Here is a 15,333-nt window from a genome sequence, read left to right on the forward strand (position 1 = left end):
CCCGGAGGCGAACAGAGGCGAGGCTTGCCGCTCGCGCAGGCCCGCCGTGCTCGCGTTAGACTCACGGGAAGTCACCCACAGGGGAGCGACGGATGAACCGATTCGCGCTACGGGACCTCACGAACCGCCTCGATGCCCAATCGCAGTGCGAGGACATCGTCCGCATCCTCTCCACTCAGGAGTTTCCCTGGGACATCGAGCAGGCGCTCAGCTTCGCCCTGTTCCGAACCTACGCGGTTCCCAGCATTGGCGTGCTCCTGCACGAGACCGGCGAATTCAACCAGCGCACCCAGAAGCGCTACGACGACACCGTGCTCATCCTCGACACCATCCTCGAGCACGGCATGTCCAGCCCGCAGGGCCGGAGCGCCTTCCGGCGGATGAACCAGATGCACGGCGCCTATGACATCTCCAACGATGACATGCGCTACGTGCTCTCCACGTTCGTGGTGATGCCGGTGCGCTGGCTCGCGGACTTCGGCTGGCGCGCCCTCACCCCACACGAGGTGACGGCCTGGGCGAACTACTACCGCGCCGTGGGCCGCCACATGGGCATCCAGGACATCCCGGAGACGTACGCCGCCTTCGCCAGCTTCCTGGATGCGTACGAGGCGGAGCACTTCGCCTTCGACGCGCGCGGCAGGGCCGTGGCGGACGCCACGCTGGAGCTGCTCACCACCTTCCCTCCGACGAACCTCGCGCCCAAGCGGCTGGTCCACCTGTTCGCGCGCACGCTGATGGAAGACGCGCTGCTCGACGCGTTCCACTACCCCCGCCCGTCCAAGCTCAGCCGCACGGTGTTCCGCCTGGCGCTCAAGGCCCGCGGCACCTTCGTGCGCCATGCGCTGTCACCGCGCGAGACGCCGCTCCACGGCCGGCAGCGCCCGAACATCCGCAGCTACCCGCAGGGCTATGCCGTCGAGTCGCTGGGCACCTTCCCCAAGACGTGCCCCGTGAAGCACGCCACCGGGACGGCGCCCGCGGCCCAGGGCGGCGCCTGCCCCGTCACGGCGGCGCGCGGCGTCTCCGCTCGCGGCGGGGGCGACGCATGAGGGGACGGGAGCGCCCGTCCTACTCACTCACCCGGGTGGCCGTGAAGGCCCGCGTGACTTCGCATTGGTAATCCTCGTAGCCGGTGGGGTTCGTCGGGCCCCGCTCCACCTTGTACGTCCCGCGCCACGTCAGCGGCTGGGTGGCGCTCTCGGGTACGGCATCCAGGCGCCCCTTCAACGCATAGACGTGGAGCTGTCCCTTGTTGGTCACGCTGTGATTGCCAGAGGCCTCCAACCGCAGCTCGCCCTCGCCGAAATACTGCCCTTGCATCGTCCGCTGCCCAATCCGGGCGAAGAAGTCTCCGTCCACCTCTTCGTACATCCAGGAGATGACCACGGGCTCCGTGGGGAGCCGGGCATCGACGGCCAGACAATCCGCTGGAAACTCCGAGCTGTCATCGAAGGCGAGCTGCCAGGTCCCGACGATTTGACAGTGGGAGGTGCACTCACCGCCCAGGTCGGGGCCATTGCAGCCGCTGCCCATTCCACTGCCCGAGGTCAGCATCGCCAGGGCAACGAGGACGGGGATGCGCAGGCACTTCAGGGCCTTCGAGGAACGGCTCGGCGTGACTTCAGCGGGCATGCGGTTTCCAGTCGTCTGTCTTTGATGCGACATCCAACATAGCCGACCCGTCCCGGGCGGAGAATGCGCCCACCCCGCACGGGCGTCCCGACTAGGTTCCGGTTTTCCCCGTTTCAATCCAGTCTGGAGCCATTGATGCGTGCGTTGAAGTCTCTCCTGGCGTCAGCCCTGATGGGGCTGCTCCCCGCCTGCGGGCCGGAGTCCTCCCCTGCTGACGCCCCCCATCCAGCACCAGAGGCCACCGGGACGCACGAGCAGCATGTCCGGCTCTCCATCAAGAACGCGGACCCTTCCATCATTCGCGTGGGCGGCACGTACATCTCCGTGGAGTCGGATGGGAGCCGGCTCTACGTGCGCATGGCGTCCTCGGTGAATGGGCTGGCGGGCGTGGCCCGGCAGCTCGTCTGGAACAACCCGCAGGGACTGGGCGAGGTCTGGGCGCCCGAGCTCGTCATGGATGGCGCCACCTATGTCATCTACTTCGCCGCGGGCACCGGCAGCGCCCACCGCATGTATGTCATCCAGTCCGCGTCACCCGACCGGGGTTACTCGGCGGCGGTGCGGATGGCGCTGCCCGGGGACAAGTGGGCCATCGATGGAACGGCCTTCACCTACCAGGGGCAGCGCTACTTCGTCTGGTCGGGCTGGGAGGGTGACACCAACGGCGAACAGACGCTCTACATCGCGCGGATGTCGAGCCCCACCACCATCACCGGCGGACGCCATGTCATCTCCCAGCCCCGGGAGTGGTGGGAGAAGGTCGACGTCAATCCGCCCACCCGCGTCAACGAGGGGCCCGAGCCCATCATCGACCCGAGCGGCCAGCTCCACGTCGTCTACTCCGCCAACGGGAGCTGGGCCACGAACTACTGCCTGGCGGACCTGCGCCTGCGCGCGGGCGGCGACCCGCTGTACGTCTGGGATTGGTTCAAGTCCAACGGCTGCCTCTTCAGCGCCAACGGCGGCATCATGATGAATGGCTGGCACCCCACCCTGTACTCCAAGGGCGTGGGGCACCACTCCTTCGTCCTGCTCCACGGTGACCCGAACACCAGTCCGCCCGCGGGCCCCCAGTTCCCGCTCGCCTTCCACGGCGTCCCCAACGGCGACAACCCCAATCCCTTCTGGTCCGGCCGGTACTGGTACTCGGGCACCTTCCAGTGGTGGGGCAACATCACCTACTCGCGCGGCGACCAGCGCAACACGGGCTGGAGCTTGAAGTTCTACGAGTAGTTCCGACTTGGCGTCAGCTTCCCGACATCAGCGCTTTTGTGGGCGAAATAATCACCCCAGGAAACTCTCGCCCACATGCCCCGACAATCATTTCAACGAAGCACACGCTACGGGCGGCCGAGGCCGCCTGGGGGGGAAGACGCCATGCTCAGCCTGTTCAAGATCAAGAGCAACCACACGTTCCAGAATCCGATGCGGAAGGAGATCGACCAGACCACGCAGGGCAAGAAGAGCGACTACGCCCACGCGGTCGGCGGTGTGAATCAGATTCTCGACCGGGGCAACATCGGCATCTCGTCGCGTTCGCAGGCGAGCGTCATCGACAACGTGAAGAAGGTGGAGACGGGCGAGCGCAGCGAGGTCAACGCGCACCAGCGCGAGGCGCTGAACTTCGGCCGGGATGCCTTCGAGAGCGCCAAGAAGGGCCAGTACAAGCAGGCCAGCGTCGAGGCCTTCGGCTCCACCGTCAACGCGCTCGCGTCTGGCTTCAAGTCCCTCTACACGGAGACGCCGCTGGAGCAGCGCGGCATCACGCCCCACTGAGGCTCACCGTGAAGCCCCCTGGCCCAGGGGGCTTCGCGCCCGCGTGAGGCGCGCAGCCCCGCGCCTCACGCTGAGGAGTGCCCGGCGGTGGCCACCTCCGCCGAGCGATCATGCGCTGGCGGGTGCGTCAGGGACCGCGCACCCGTCCATGAACCGGGGCTGCTCGAGCGCCGTGCTTCAGCGCGCGTCCACCGGCTGCGTGCGGCAGGTCACGTTCGCGGGCATGGCCCACAGGGCGTCACCGCGCGTGTTGGAGTAGGCCCGGAAGAAGACGGTGCCACCCACGCGGGTGAAGGCCTCTGGCCTGGAGCCGCCCAGGGGCGTGAGGTCCGCGACCATGCCGGTCCGTTCCAGCGAGCCGTCCGTCACCCACGGCTCCAGCCCCGTGGTGCCATCCGAGTTGCTGAAGAGCAGCGTTCCCGCTCCGGTGTTGAACAGCGGGGAGCTGCGCTCATCGGAGGTGTTGAGCCCCCGGCCGAGCTCCCACGTCCCGCTCGCCGTGCCGTCCGTCGACCACAGGCTCACCTCACGAGGCGCGGGTCCGGGCGTGCCGATGCCCATGGACCAGTAGAGCCGCCCACCCGCGACGGTGGACGTCTGGACGAAGGGCCACGCGCCCGGCTCGCCCGCGAAGCGGTTGGGCACCGTCGTCACCGTCGCCTTGCCGCCGCCCGCGAGCGACACTCGCGAGATTCGCAGTCCCGTGCCCTCCGGCGTGGCGGCGGACAGGTAGACCTGTCCACCCAGCGCGCCCAGCAGCCCCAGGTATCCGCCAAACGACTCCAGCCGCACCGTGCCGCCCGGCGTGCCGTCCGTGCGCCACACCTCGGTGATGGGGCCCTGGTCATGCAGGATGAACACGCTCAGGCCGGTGTCGGTGTGCGCCGAGCCCATCATCGGGACCTGCCCCGCATCCAGGCGTTTGACGAGCACGGTCCCACGCTCGGTGCCATCCGTCCGCCACAGCGCGGTGCCATTCGCCGCGTCTTGCAGGATGAACAGCCGCTGCCCCGGAACCGGCAGCACCTGGGGAACCAGGTTGTACTGCGTCCCGAAGTCCCTCAGCCGGAACGTCCCCGCCTCCGTGCCATCCGACCGCCACAGCTCCAGCGGCCCCGGCACCGTGGGCCGGCGGAAGAAGGTCACCACATTCCCCACCGCTTGGAGGTACTCCAAGTAGGAGCTGTTGGGCCCCTCCGCCAGGTCCCGAACGAGCCGCGTCCCCGCCTCCGTCCCATCACTGACCCACAGCTCGCGGCCGAAGAGCGAATCACTCACCAGGAAGAAGAGCCGCGTCCCCACGGCGGTGAGCGAGCCCAATCCCTGGCCACCCGCCCCGAGGAACTCCCTCACGGGGACCGTGCCCTCGGACGTTCCATCACTGCGCCACAAGATGCTGCGGTCCGGATAGAGGTCCGCCGTGAAGAAGAGCGTGCCCTGCACGTTGGTCAGCCAGTCTGGAACCGGAGCCCCCGGCGACGGCAGCGGCGCGTCCGGCGGCAGGATGTCCTTCACCTTGTAGACCGCCCCGGGCGCGCAGGACTGGGACTGCCGCACCTGCTCCACCACGGGAGCACTCACGTCCTCCACGACGCCACCGCAGCCCAGACCACTCAGCCCCGCCAGGACACACCACACCCCTACGCGCATGTTCACTCCTTGCTGGCCCCTGAAACCCGGGGACGGTGGGAAGTGAGGTGGCGTGCGGCCACTGCCCCGGAGGGCATGTGTCTGGGAAGGAGCCGACGTTTGTTGGAGCCCCTTCCACCCAAGGGATGACTGCAATGAAAAGTCACGCTGCGGCTGTCTTTTGACGCAACACCTGGCACGTTCTTCAGCGCGCCAGGGAGATGCGGCATCATCCCCGCCTTCCATCCCCGGAGGGAGCCGTCCATGCGCGCCTCGCGACTCGTTGCCTCGATGACCGCCGTTCTTGCCCTGTCACTCACCGCCTGCGGAGTCGAAGACGCCAGCATGGACATGCCCGAGGCCGAGACGCTGGACAGCGTCGAGCAGGCCCAGGGCATGCCTCCGCACTGTCCGAACAACGACCTCGTCTATTGGACCGAGAACGTGCAGGCCTGTATGAGCTGCGGTTCGGTGCGTCAGCCCGGACAACAGGCCACGCAGTACGCGGCGTGCCGGTCCAACGCGGCGAACACGCGCACGCTCATCAACGTCCGGTACTGCATCCTGGGCTGCGACCCGCTCTAGGCGCCAGGCCCCGCGCTAATGCACACGGCGTGAGAGGTGTTCGGCGAAGAAGTCGAACATGCGCACGTCCGTCTGCGTCCGGCCCAGGGGCTGACAATGAAACTGGGCCCCGTCCTCGCGAACGAACCGGGCGAGCACCTTCTCGCCCGGCAGCGCGTGATACAGCGCCTGGGATTGACCGGGCCAGAACTGCTCGTCATCCGGGTCGGTGATGAGCAGGGGCGTGGAGATGCGGTCCACGACATCACGCAAGTGATAGCGGGACACCTCCGTGAAGGTGTCGAACGGCGTCCGCATGCCGTAGGGCCGGCTGCGGAAGGCCAGCACGCGTTCCAGCACCGGGTCCGCCTCCGCGTCGCGCATCGCCGCGTTGAACGCCTCCCGGTCCCCCGAGCGCAGCAACGCGACGAGCTCCGGCGGCAGGTTCGACGTCCACGACGTGGAGACATCCATGACCCCTGGGTCCGCCACGGCGGCGACGAAGCGGTGCTCGAAGGCCAGCGCCCGGGGCAGCCAGAAACCCGCCTGGCTGATGCCATAGGCCAGCAGGGCCTGGGCGTCCACGTCCGGACGGGCCACCAGCGTGTCGACCACGGGGACGAGCACGGCCTCCCAGTCCGGCCGGAAGGGAATGCCCTTCTCGAACAACATGGACTGCTGGCCGGGCCCGTCATAGACAAAGGCATTGAAGCCCCGTCGCAGCGCGCCCGAGACGCCTGAGCCCCACAGCGCCGTGAGCGAGCCGTCACTGCCATTCGTCAGCACCAGCGTGGGCCGCGCCGTGCCCGTGGCATCGGGCCGCAGCAGGTACCCGGGGAGCGCCCCGCCCTCGTAGGGAATGTCCACCCGGGTGAAGCAGCCCTGGGAGTGGTCGACGACCGCGTCCCAACACTTCCGGTGCAGGGAGAAGGTCGGCGCCAGGACACGCGGGTCCGCCATGCCCGTGGTGAAGACCAGGGCGCGGGAATAGGCCTCCGACGCGGCCAGGAAGGCCCAGCGCGCACGCTCGGCCTGTCTCCTGGCGACACTGGCTTCCGCCTCCGTGCTCAGCCGCTCCGCCCGGGCACGCCAGGCACGGAACCAACCGTCCGCGCTGCCGTCCTCGATGGCCGCGAGCGTCGCCAACACCTGACCCACGTCGCCCACGCCCTGCGCGGCGAGCCCGAGCGCGAGCCGTGCCTCGAAGTCGAAGTCCGGGTCCTCGAAGAAGCGCTGGGGAATCCCCGCGCCGGTGTGACCAAGGGTCGTGGGTGCTTCGCCCATGGCGTCCTCCCGAAGGAGAACGTCCTTCCGGTGCGACTGGATTCAAACAACCAGCCTGGCGGCCCGAAGCCCGCCGAGAAGTCCCGCCCCTCGGTGCGACACCCCCGAGGCCAACCGACCCGGGGGTTTCCACCACGAACCTTCTCATTCTCGATACACAATATCAGACATTTGCATTGCCTTATCGGGCCGTGGCACATTTCAAATCGCTGACCCTCGTGGCAGCAAAAAGCAACACGCCCACACTTCGACCCAGGAGTTCGCCATGAAGAAGGCCCTCTACTCTTTGGCTGTGCTGATGCGGTTTGCTCGCGCGGACAAGCTCTCCGTCCCGTATCACTATTACTAGCCAAGGACCGTCAGGCATTGTGCCCTGACGGTTGGACTGGAAGAACCTGTCGACGTGGGAGGAGTCCACGCGCTCCCTCCCGCGCCGCTGATGTCCCTGTCTCTCCCCCCAGGAACGCTTCCATGCCGCAGGTGCGCCTTCCCCCTGGGCCCAAGGGCCACTTCATCGCGGGCAACCTGGTGGAGTTCTCGGAAGACCCGCTGGGCTTTCTCACACGCTGCGCCCGGGAATACGGCGACGTGGTGCGTCTGGGAAAGAGGAACTTCCTCCTCAACGACCCGGACCTCATCGAGAAGGTCCTGGTCAACGGCGACGGCAACTTCGTGAAGCTCGCCGGCGTCGGGCAAGGGCAGCGCCACCGAGGCGGCTTTCCCGAAGCGATGATGAACAGCGAGGGCGAGGACTGGCTGCGCAAGCGGCGGCTCGTCCAACCCGCGTTCCATCGCAAGCACGTGGCGGCGTGTGGCGACACCGTGGTGTCCCTCACCGAGCAGATGCTCCAGACCTGGCGCCCGGGAGACGCGCGCGACGTGCACGCGGAGGTGTCCGCGCTGGCGCTCGGCATCGTCAGCCGCTTCCTCTTCCACACGCCCATCGACGACGAGGCACGGCACGTGGCCGACGCCGTGGACGCCGTCATGCGGCACACCGACAGCCCCCTGCGCCCGCCCATGTGGGTGCCCACGCCCACCAACCTTCGTCTGCGCCGGGCTCTCGACCGGCTCGACACGCTGCTCACGACGCTCCTGCGCCGCTACCGGGAACATCCCGAATCGCGCACGGACCTGCTGGCCCTGCTGCTGTCGTCTCCCGTGCCACTCTCGGAGGCCCAGCTCCGAGATGAGCTGGCGACGATGATCCTCTCCGGCCACGAGACGACGGCGGATGCGCTCGTGTGGGCCTGGTACCTGCTGGCCCAGCATCCCGAGGCCGAAGCCCGCCTGAGAGAGGAGTTGGACACGGTGCTGGGTGGTCGCCTGCCCGGGGCCGAGGACCTTCCGCGCCTGAGCTTCACGGAAGCCGTGGTGAAGGAGGCCATGCGCCTGTACTCGCCGGCGTGGATCACCAGCCGGGAGGCGCTGCGCGACTGTGAGCTCGGGGGCTTCCACGTCCCAGCGGGCACGACGCTGGCGGTGAGCCAATGGGTCACCCACCGCGACCCGCGCTACTTCGATGCGCCCGACGCCTTCCGCCCGGAGCGATGGCTGTCCGAGGACGCCACGCGCCGGCACAAGTACGTCTACTTTCCGTTCGGCGGCGGCCCGCGGTTCTGCATCGGCGCCGCGCTGGCCATGATGGAGACGGTGCTCATCACCGCCTGCGTGGCGCGGCGGTACCGGCTGGAGCTGGCCCCAGGCTGCGTGGTGCGGCCCCGGCCGGCGCTCGCGCTCCAGCCCCTGGGCGTCCGGCTCATTCCCCATCCCCGCGCGGCGCGGGGACTCGAAAGCGAGGCGCGGCATGCGGCACGAGCCTGAGGGCTGGGACATCCGGCGCGAGTTCTTCCGCTCGTCCTACCTGCTGGGCGCGCCCTGGGACACGGGACGCCCGCAGCGGGCGTTCGTCGAGCTATGGGAAGCCGGCGAGATTTCCGGCGAGGTGCTCGACGTGGGGTGTGGCTTCGCGGAGAACGCCCTGTTCCTCGCGGCCCAGGGGCTGCGGGTGTGCGGCGTGGACATGATGGAGCCCGCCATCTCCCGGGCTCGCGACGCGGCCTACGCGCGAGGACTCACCGCGGAGTTTCACATGGGCAACGCCCTGATGCTGCCGTCGCTGGGCCGGCACTTCGACACCGTCATCGACTCGGCGCTGCTGCACGTCTTCGAGCCCGGGGACCGGCAGGCGTTCGCCGCCAGCCTCGCGAGCGTGCTCCGTCCCGGCGGGCGCTACCACGCGCTGTACTTTCGAGAGGGCCCACGGGCCATCTCTCCCGAGGCCCTTCGCGCTGCGTTTGGTGAAGGCTGGCGCCTGCGGACCCTGCGCGAGGCCCACTACGAGCAGACGGACCCGGAAGGCGCGCCAGCCTGGCTCGCCTCCCTGGAACGGGTGGCGTCGTAGACCGGGGCGCTCACGCGTCCCCCGCCTCTTCCATCAGGAAGTCGATGACGGCGCGCACGGCGGGCAGTTGGCCCCTGCGATGCGGCGTCAGAATCGTCGTCGTCACCGTGCCGGCGGTCCATGCCGGCAGCACGTGGACCAACCGCCCCGCCTCCACGTCCGCGCGCGCGAGCGTCTCTGGCAGACAGAGGACGCCCAGGCCGGCGATGGCCGCGTGCAACAACACCAGGGACTCGTCGGAGGTCATTCGGACGCGCGGCACCACGGTGACGGCTTCACCGTTGCGCCCGCGCAGGTCCCAATGGGTGGCGGTGGCGCTGGTCAACATCCCGTCGTGTTCGTTCAGGTCCTCGGGCCGGCGAGGCTTGCCGCGCTCCGCCAGATAGCCCGGTGACGCCAGCAGGATGATGGACTCCGTCGACAGCTTTCGCTGCACGAGCCCGGAGACTGGCAGCGGCGAGAAGTGACTGCGCACCGCGATGTCGAAGCCCTCCTGCACCAGGTCCACGAAGCGGTCCGTCGCGTAGAGCTCCACGCGCAGCTTGGGATGCGCGCGCGCCAGCAAGGGCAGACGCTTCGCGAGCCGGAACTGCGCCGTGGGCACCGCCGCGGTGATTTTCACCACGCCGCTGGGCTCCGACTGGCGGCGGCGGACCACGTTCGCCGCGGCCTCCGCTTCAATCACAGCCGCTCGGGCGTGCTCGTAGAAGGACTGCCCCACGTCGGTGAGCTTGAAGCTCCGGGAGGTGCGCTGAATCAGCCGCGCACCGAGCCCGTCTTCCAGTTCGGCCACCCGCTTGCTGACCGTGGACTTGGGAATGTTCAACCGGCGGGCCGCCGCGGCGAAACCGCCGCTCTCCACCGCTTGGACGAAGATATGGAGGTCATTGAGATTCAAATCCCGCCTCATCGTCCACGGGTGTGGACCTTGCGTTCACGACCCGCTGTCTACACGGCGCGCGCCGACGCGGCCATCTTGTCTCCATGGAAGGCAGCTCGCCTCCAGTCCCACACAGGAGACCTCTCATGGAACTTCCCACCCTCTTCTACGGCATCCCCTCTGGCTGCTCATTCGGCTCCATCGTCGCGCTGGAGTGGCTGGGGCGCCCCTATCGGCTGTGCCGCATCGCCATGCCGGAGGACGTCACCTCCCCCGCCTACCGCCGCATCAACCCCGTGGGGGAGACGCCCGCGCTGATGACCGGCTCGGGAGCGCTCGTCCGCGAGAGCATGGCCATCCTCAACCACCTGGGCACACGAGGCGTCGACACCGGGCTGGCGTTCGCGCAGGGCACGCCGGAGTTCGACCGGCTGAATCAGATGATTGCCTATCTGAACACCACCTTCTTCGGGGCCTTCGCGCCGCTCTGGGACGTGCTCGACCACGACGGACTGTCGGACGTGGAGAAGAAGGTCCTCAAGGACTTCGGCGCGCGCAACGTCGTGTCCGCGCACGCACAGCTCGATGGCCTGATGGGAGACGGGCCCTGGCTGCTCGGGGAGCACCGCACCCTGGCGGATGCCTACTTCGCCGGCATCGCCCGGTGGACGCGGTATCACCAGGTGCTGGACCGCCGCGACTATCCGAAGCTCCAGGCGCTGTTCGAGCGGCTGGAGGCCGACCCCGGCGTTCAGTTCGCCCACGCCATCGAGAAGGGAGAGTCGCCTCGGGGCAACGGCGCCTTCCAGGGCCACGTCCGTCTTGACGAGGTCCTCCAGCGGGTGGCCGCCTGAGACACGCGGCGCGTCCGGTGCGGCACCGTGAGCCCACGTCGGTGGCGCGCGCCCGGCGTGGGTGATGGAGCAGCACAGGAACGGATGCGTCGACCCGTGGGGGCCCGCGCCAAGGCCGACACATCGCGCCCAGCTCGCGCAGCCGAACCTTCAGGAGGCGCAGCTCCAGCGCGGTGCGGGCCAGCACTGGAGCCGATGCGCCAACCCGTGGGGGCCCGCGCCAAGGCAGGCCCATCACTCCACGCCCAGTTCGCGCAGCCGCGCCTCCAGGAAGTGCCGCTCCGGCGCGGTGCGGACCCACGCCAGCGCCCGCCGGTAAGCCTCCACGGCCTCTTCCTTGCGTCCCAGGCGCCGCAGCAGGTCCGCGCGCGCGGCGGGCAGCAGGTGGTAGTCCGCCAACCGCCCCGAGGCCTCCAAGTCATCCACCAACGCGAGCCCATGCTCGGGCCCCCGCGCCATCGCCACGGCCGCCGCGTGGTTGAGCGCCACCACGGGCCCGGGCGTCAACACACAGAGCCGCTCGTACAGCGACGCAATCTGCGCCCAGTCGGTGTCCTCCGCGCGCGGCGCCTGGGCGTGCAGCGCCGCGATGGCCGCCTGCACGGTGTACGCGCCCCGTGCCCCCATCGCGAGCGCGGCCTCCAGCTCCGTAAGGCCCTCCGCCATCTGCCCCTGGTCCCACAGCGCGCGGTCCTGCCGGTCCAGCAGCACCAGTCCACCGTCCGCCGCGACGCGCGCACGGCGGCGCGCATGGTGAAGCAACATCAGGGCACGCAGGGACGCCACCTCCGCGTCGCGAGGCAACAGCGAGCGCGCCCACCGGGCCAGCCGCAGGGCCTCTTCACACAGGTCCACCCGGAGCAACTCGGGCCCGTCCGTGGCCGCGTACCCCTCCGAGAAGACGAGATAGAGCGTGTGCAGCACGCTCTCGGTGCGCTCGGCCAGCGCGTCTGGCGCGGGCACCACATAGGGGATGCGCGCGGTGCGAATCTTCCGCTGCGCGCGCACCAGTCGCTGGGCCAGCGTGGCCGGAGACACGAGGAACGCGCGGGCAATCTCCTCCGTCGTCAGGCCACACAGGCAGCGCAGCGCGAGCGCCACCTGGGATTCACTCGACAGGGCGGGATGGCAGCACGTGAAGAGCAGCCGCAACGAATCGTCGGGCACCGCCTGCCATTCCGCGCCATCGGGAAGCGGTGCCAGCGCCTGCTCGATGCGCGCCACCACCTCCAGCTCGCCCACGCGGGCATCCAGCCGCGCCCCGCGACGCACGCGGTCCACCGCCTTGTTGCGTGCCGCGCGCATCAGCCACGCTGCGGGCTCACGCGGCACGCCTTCACGCGGCCACTGCGCCAGGGCCGCGGCGAAGGCCTCCTGCACCACTTCTTCGGCCGCGCCGAAGTCGCCATCCAGCGCGCGAATGAGCGTGGCCACGAGGCGCCCGTAGTCCTCACGGTGCACCCTTTCCAGAATGGTGGCGGGGTCCGTCATCACACGCGTGGCCAGCCCGACAGGCGTCAGGCCTCGGGCGGGGTGAACTCCCGCACGGGCCGCACCTCGATGGAGCCATGGCGCGCGCTCGGGATGCGGGAAGCGATGCCAATGGCCTCGTCCAGGTCCCGCGCGTCCACGAGGTAGAAGCCACCCAACTGCTCGCGCGTCTCGGCGAAGGGGCCGTCCGTCGTCAGGCGCTTGCCGTCACGGATGCGCACGGTGGTGGCCGCCGCGGTGGGCTCCAGCTCCTCGCCCGCGATGAAGTTGCCGCTCGTGTGGAGGGCCTCGGTGAAGGTGGCGTACTCCCCCATCACCCGCTGGATGTCGGCCTCGGGCAGTGACTCGAAGGCCTTCTCGTTCTCGTAGATCATCAACAGGTACTTCATGGGTCATTCCTCACGGGCGCAGGGGAGAAGAGCCTCCCTGCTTCCGTGGTCGAACGAAAGTCCCCAGAATCGACCGTCATTTTCGCGGGGGTTTCTTTTCGATTTTCCGCTTTCGAGGCGATTCGCTCAAATGACCGCATCGGCCCGGACCCATTCTGGCGAAGCATGCGGTCCTTGCGAGGAACCGCATCCCGAAGGGCGGCGTCGTGGCCGGGCCGCCCTCGGGAGGGATGACCCTTCATCCGGCCCGTGAGGAGTCACCATGAAGTACACGCATCTGGGACGCTCGGGGCTGTCCGTCAGCCGGCTCTGCCTTGGCACGATGAACTTCGGCTGGACGGCCGAGGAGCCGGAGTCGCACGCCATCATGGATGCCGCGCTCGACCACGGCATCAACTTCTTCGACACCGCCAACGTCTACGGCTTCGGCGAGAACAAGGGCCGCACCGAGCAGGTCATCGGCAACTGGTTCGCACAGGGCGGCCGGCGCCGCGAACGCACCGTGCTCGCGACCAAGCTCTACGGCCCCATGGGCGAGTGGCCCAACGAGGGCAAGCTGTCCGCGCTCAACATCCGCCGCGCGCTGGACGCCAGCTTGAAGCGCCTGCGTACCGACTACATCGACCTCTACCAGTTCCACCACATCGACCGGGAGACGCCCTGGGACGAAATCTGGCAGGCCATGGAAGTGGCCGTCGCCCAGGGCAAGGTGCTCTACGCGGGCAGCAGCAACTTCGCGGGCTGGCACATCGCCCAAGCCCAGGCCGTGGCGGCGCGCCGCAACTTCACCGGGCTCGTCAGCGAGCAGTCGCTCTACAACCTGATGGCGCGCACCGTGGAATTGGAGGTCATTCCCTCCGCGCAGTTCCACGGCGTGGGCCTCCTCCCCTGGTCTCCGCTCCAAGGCGGACTCCTGGGCGGCGTGCTCCGCAAGGAACGCGAAGGCAAGCGCCGGCTCGAGGGACGCGTCCAGGACGCCCTGGAGAAGCACCGCGACCGCATCGAGCGTTACGAGGCTTTCGCCGGGGAACTCGGGCATGAGCCGGGAGACGTCGCGCTGGCGTGGCTGCTCCACCAGCCCGCGGTGACCGCGCCCATCATCGGGCCGCGGACCTCCGCGCAGCTCGAATCCGCCATCCGTGCGCTCGATGTCACACTTGATGCAAAATCCCTGTCACGCTTGGATGACATCTTCCCAGGCCATAAGCCCGCTCCCGAGGACTACGCCTGGTGACGCGCTGAGCGAGACATAAATCGCCACAAAGCCCTCTCATCTGGTTGGAAAAGACACCCATCTCGCGCGACGCGGCGCTATTGACGGCAGGCAATTCCTTTCATATTTCCTGCCGCCGTGGCCGCCCGTGACTCACGGGTATCAGGCCGCCTCCCGGGCCCACTCGGGAGCCCCGCGGTCCCCCAACCCAAGAGAGGTTTTTCATGAAGTCGACGGCCGGAATCGTTGTCATGGCGCTGGTGATGCTGACCGCCTGCGGTACCCCGCCCTCCGAGAGCCAGGCCCCGGCAGGCGCCGAGGAGCACGTGGTCTCCCAGGAGGCCGCGCTGCGCGGTGACTGTTACGTCACGGTCGAGTGCGCGAATGGCTCGACTCGCGAGTGCTCGGGTTCGGCGTTCTCGTGTACGTCCGGCCCCGCCTACAATGGTCATGTGAGCTGCGATGGCGTCGTGACGGCTTGCGGTCTCATCAACGATCCGCAGCCCACCTGCAACACCTGCAGCCGCATCTCGGATGGCTGCTGCAACCCGTTCTGCTTCGGCGACCCGGACTGCCGCTGAGGGTCAGCACCTGACGCCGGGCGCGGTCCTCCACGGGCCGCGCCTGGCGTTTCCCAACGTCACTCGAAGCCCGGGCGCGTGAGGTACTCCGCGTGGACCCGCTCGTACGTGACCCAGAAGTTGAGTGAAGGCTGCCCGCGCAGGCGGTCCACCAGCAGGTCCAGGTGCGTGTGCCAGCCGCCCGCCACGCTGCGCCGCGAGTCCCGGCCGTCCAGACGCACGTGGGTGACGGTCAGCAGGACCTCCTCACCCCGCTCGGCCAGCTCGAAGCGGACCTCCGACGGGTCTCCGTGGTTCTCCGCCCAGGTATAGGCGAACAGGTGGGGCGGCTCGCAGGCCGTCACGCGGCCCTCGTTGACGTGCCCCCGCGTCATGTCCGCGTGGCGCGACGGCGGGTCGCCCGCGTCCTGTGACAGCTCCGCATGGCGGAACTCCAGCGCCACCTTGCCGCCCACCTTCGTCTCGGTGACGCCACCCGCGAGCCACAAGCGGCGCTTCTCCGCCTCGGTGAGGTAGGCCCAGACACGCTCGATGGGCCCGGGCAGCAGACGCTCGATGCGCACGGTGTCGGAAGACAGCATTTGGGCGTGGGAGTCACGTTTCATGATGGTCTCTGATGAGGTGAGTCGACAA

General features: G+C 68.7%; 17 protein-coding genes. 10 read left to right on the plus strand and 7 right to left on the minus strand.

Features of this window, described 5'->3' with window-relative positions; all coding sequences use genetic code 11:
- Window positions 1-92 precede the first annotated feature (92 nt).
- The gene (locus A176_RS30590; protein WP_002635960.1) at window positions 93-1,052 is read left to right on the plus strand and encodes an oxygenase MpaB family protein; all 960 of its coding nucleotides are present in this window, start codon (window positions 93-95) and stop codon (window positions 1,050-1,052) included.
- Between the two features lie 19 nt (window positions 1,053-1,071).
- On the opposite strand, the gene A176_RS30595 is transcribed toward A176_RS30590, so the two are convergent.
- Complete coding sequence (locus A176_RS30595; protein WP_002635961.1) at window positions 1,072-1,635, minus strand: hypothetical protein; 564 nt, start codon at window positions 1,633-1,635, stop codon at window positions 1,072-1,074.
- A 135-nt stretch (window positions 1,636-1,770) separates the two neighbouring features.
- Between A176_RS30595 and A176_RS30600 the strand changes: the two genes are divergently transcribed.
- A complete protein-coding gene (locus tag A176_RS30600) occupies window positions 1,771-2,868 on the plus strand; it encodes a glycoside hydrolase family 43 protein (protein ID WP_002635962.1) in 1,098 nt (365 codons plus the stop codon).
- A 144-nt stretch (window positions 2,869-3,012) separates the two neighbouring features.
- The gene (locus A176_RS30605; RefSeq protein WP_002635963.1) at window positions 3,013-3,411 is read left to right on the plus strand and encodes a hypothetical protein; all 399 of its coding nucleotides are present in this window, start codon (window positions 3,013-3,015) and stop codon (window positions 3,409-3,411) included.
- A 177-nt stretch (window positions 3,412-3,588) separates the two neighbouring features.
- Here the strand turns inward: A176_RS30605 and A176_RS30610 are convergent, their stop codons facing one another.
- Window positions 3,589-5,061, minus strand: a complete 1,473-nt coding sequence (locus A176_RS30610) for a hypothetical protein (protein WP_002635964.1) — start codon at window positions 5,059-5,061, stop codon at window positions 3,589-3,591.
- Window positions 5,062-5,304: 243 nt separating this feature from the next.
- On the opposite strand from A176_RS30610, the gene A176_RS30615 reads away from it, so the two are divergent.
- Window positions 5,305-5,625: a hypothetical protein gene (locus tag A176_RS30615; RefSeq protein ID WP_021781368.1), complete on the plus strand. Its 321-nt coding sequence runs from the start codon at window positions 5,305-5,307 to the stop codon at window positions 5,623-5,625.
- Window positions 5,626-5,640: 15 nt separating this feature from the next.
- Here the strand turns inward: A176_RS30615 and A176_RS30620 are convergent, their stop codons facing one another.
- Complete coding sequence (locus tag A176_RS30620; RefSeq protein ID WP_002635967.1) at window positions 5,641-6,888, minus strand: alpha/beta hydrolase family protein; 1,248 nt, start codon at window positions 6,886-6,888, stop codon at window positions 5,641-5,643.
- 265 nt (window positions 6,889-7,153) lie between these two features.
- Here A176_RS30620 and A176_RS41295 point away from each other — a divergent pair, with 265 nt between their 5' ends.
- The 3 genes from A176_RS41295 to A176_RS30630 all read left to right on the plus strand — a co-directional run bounded on the left by A176_RS41295 (window position 7,154) and on the right by A176_RS30630 (window position 9,292).
- A complete protein-coding gene (locus tag A176_RS41295) occupies window positions 7,154-7,237 on the plus strand; it encodes a cittilin family RiPP precursor (protein WP_226994427.1) in 84 nt (27 codons plus the stop codon).
- A 122-nt stretch (window positions 7,238-7,359) separates the two neighbouring features.
- Window positions 7,360-8,712: a cytochrome P450 gene (locus A176_RS30625; RefSeq protein WP_002635968.1), complete on the plus strand. Its 1,353-nt coding sequence runs from the start codon at window positions 7,360-7,362 to the stop codon at window positions 8,710-8,712.
- On the plus strand, window positions 8,696-9,292 hold the full coding sequence (locus A176_RS30630) for a class I SAM-dependent methyltransferase (protein WP_002635969.1): 597 nt from the start codon (window positions 8,696-8,698) through the stop codon (window positions 9,290-9,292). The genes A176_RS30625 and A176_RS30630 overlap by 17 nt, the downstream gene beginning before the upstream one ends.
- Before the next feature lie 10 nt (window positions 9,293-9,302).
- Here A176_RS30630 and A176_RS30635 read toward each other — a convergent pair whose 3' ends face one another.
- Window positions 9,303-10,190 (minus strand): LysR substrate-binding domain-containing protein, encoded by an 888-nt coding sequence (locus A176_RS30635; RefSeq protein ID WP_002635970.1) that lies wholly within the window; start codon window positions 10,188-10,190, stop codon window positions 9,303-9,305.
- A gap of 128 nt (window positions 10,191-10,318) precedes the next feature.
- Between A176_RS30635 and A176_RS30640 the strand changes: the two genes are divergently transcribed.
- A complete protein-coding gene (locus tag A176_RS30640) occupies window positions 10,319-11,026 on the plus strand; it encodes a glutathione S-transferase family protein (RefSeq protein ID WP_002635971.1) in 708 nt (235 codons plus the stop codon).
- Window positions 11,027-11,260: 234 nt separating this feature from the next.
- On the opposite strand, the gene A176_RS30645 is transcribed toward A176_RS30640, so the two are convergent.
- Complete coding sequence (locus tag A176_RS30645) at window positions 11,261-12,517, minus strand: RNA polymerase sigma factor (protein ID WP_044890370.1); 1,257 nt, start codon at window positions 12,515-12,517, stop codon at window positions 11,261-11,263.
- Window positions 12,518-12,543: 26 nt separating this feature from the next.
- Window positions 12,544-12,906 carry a YciI family protein gene (locus A176_RS30650; RefSeq protein WP_002635973.1) on the minus strand — a complete coding sequence of 121 codons (363 nt, stop codon included), beginning with the start codon at window positions 12,904-12,906 and terminating at the stop codon, window positions 12,544-12,546.
- Window positions 12,907-13,168: 262 nt separating this feature from the next.
- Between A176_RS30650 and A176_RS30655 the strand changes: the two genes are divergently transcribed.
- Together A176_RS30655 and A176_RS30660 are read left to right on the plus strand one after the other, a co-directional pair.
- Entirely contained in the window at window positions 13,169-14,140 is a 972-nt protein-coding gene (locus tag A176_RS30655) for an aldo/keto reductase (RefSeq protein ID WP_002635974.1), read from the plus strand.
- A 203-nt stretch (window positions 14,141-14,343) separates the two neighbouring features.
- Complete coding sequence (locus A176_RS30660) at window positions 14,344-14,700, plus strand: hypothetical protein (protein WP_044890369.1); 357 nt, start codon at window positions 14,344-14,346, stop codon at window positions 14,698-14,700.
- 59 nt (window positions 14,701-14,759) lie between these two features.
- On the opposite strand, the gene A176_RS30665 is transcribed toward A176_RS30660, so the two are convergent.
- On the minus strand, window positions 14,760-15,305 hold the full coding sequence (locus A176_RS30665; protein WP_044890368.1) for an SRPBCC family protein: 546 nt from the start codon (window positions 15,303-15,305) through the stop codon (window positions 14,760-14,762).
- Window positions 15,306-15,333: the final 28 nt, after the last annotated feature.

It is taken from the genome of Myxococcus hansupus (assembly GCF_000280925.3).
Taxonomy (GTDB): Bacteria; Myxococcota; Myxococcia; order Myxococcales; family Myxococcaceae; genus Myxococcus; species Myxococcus hansupus.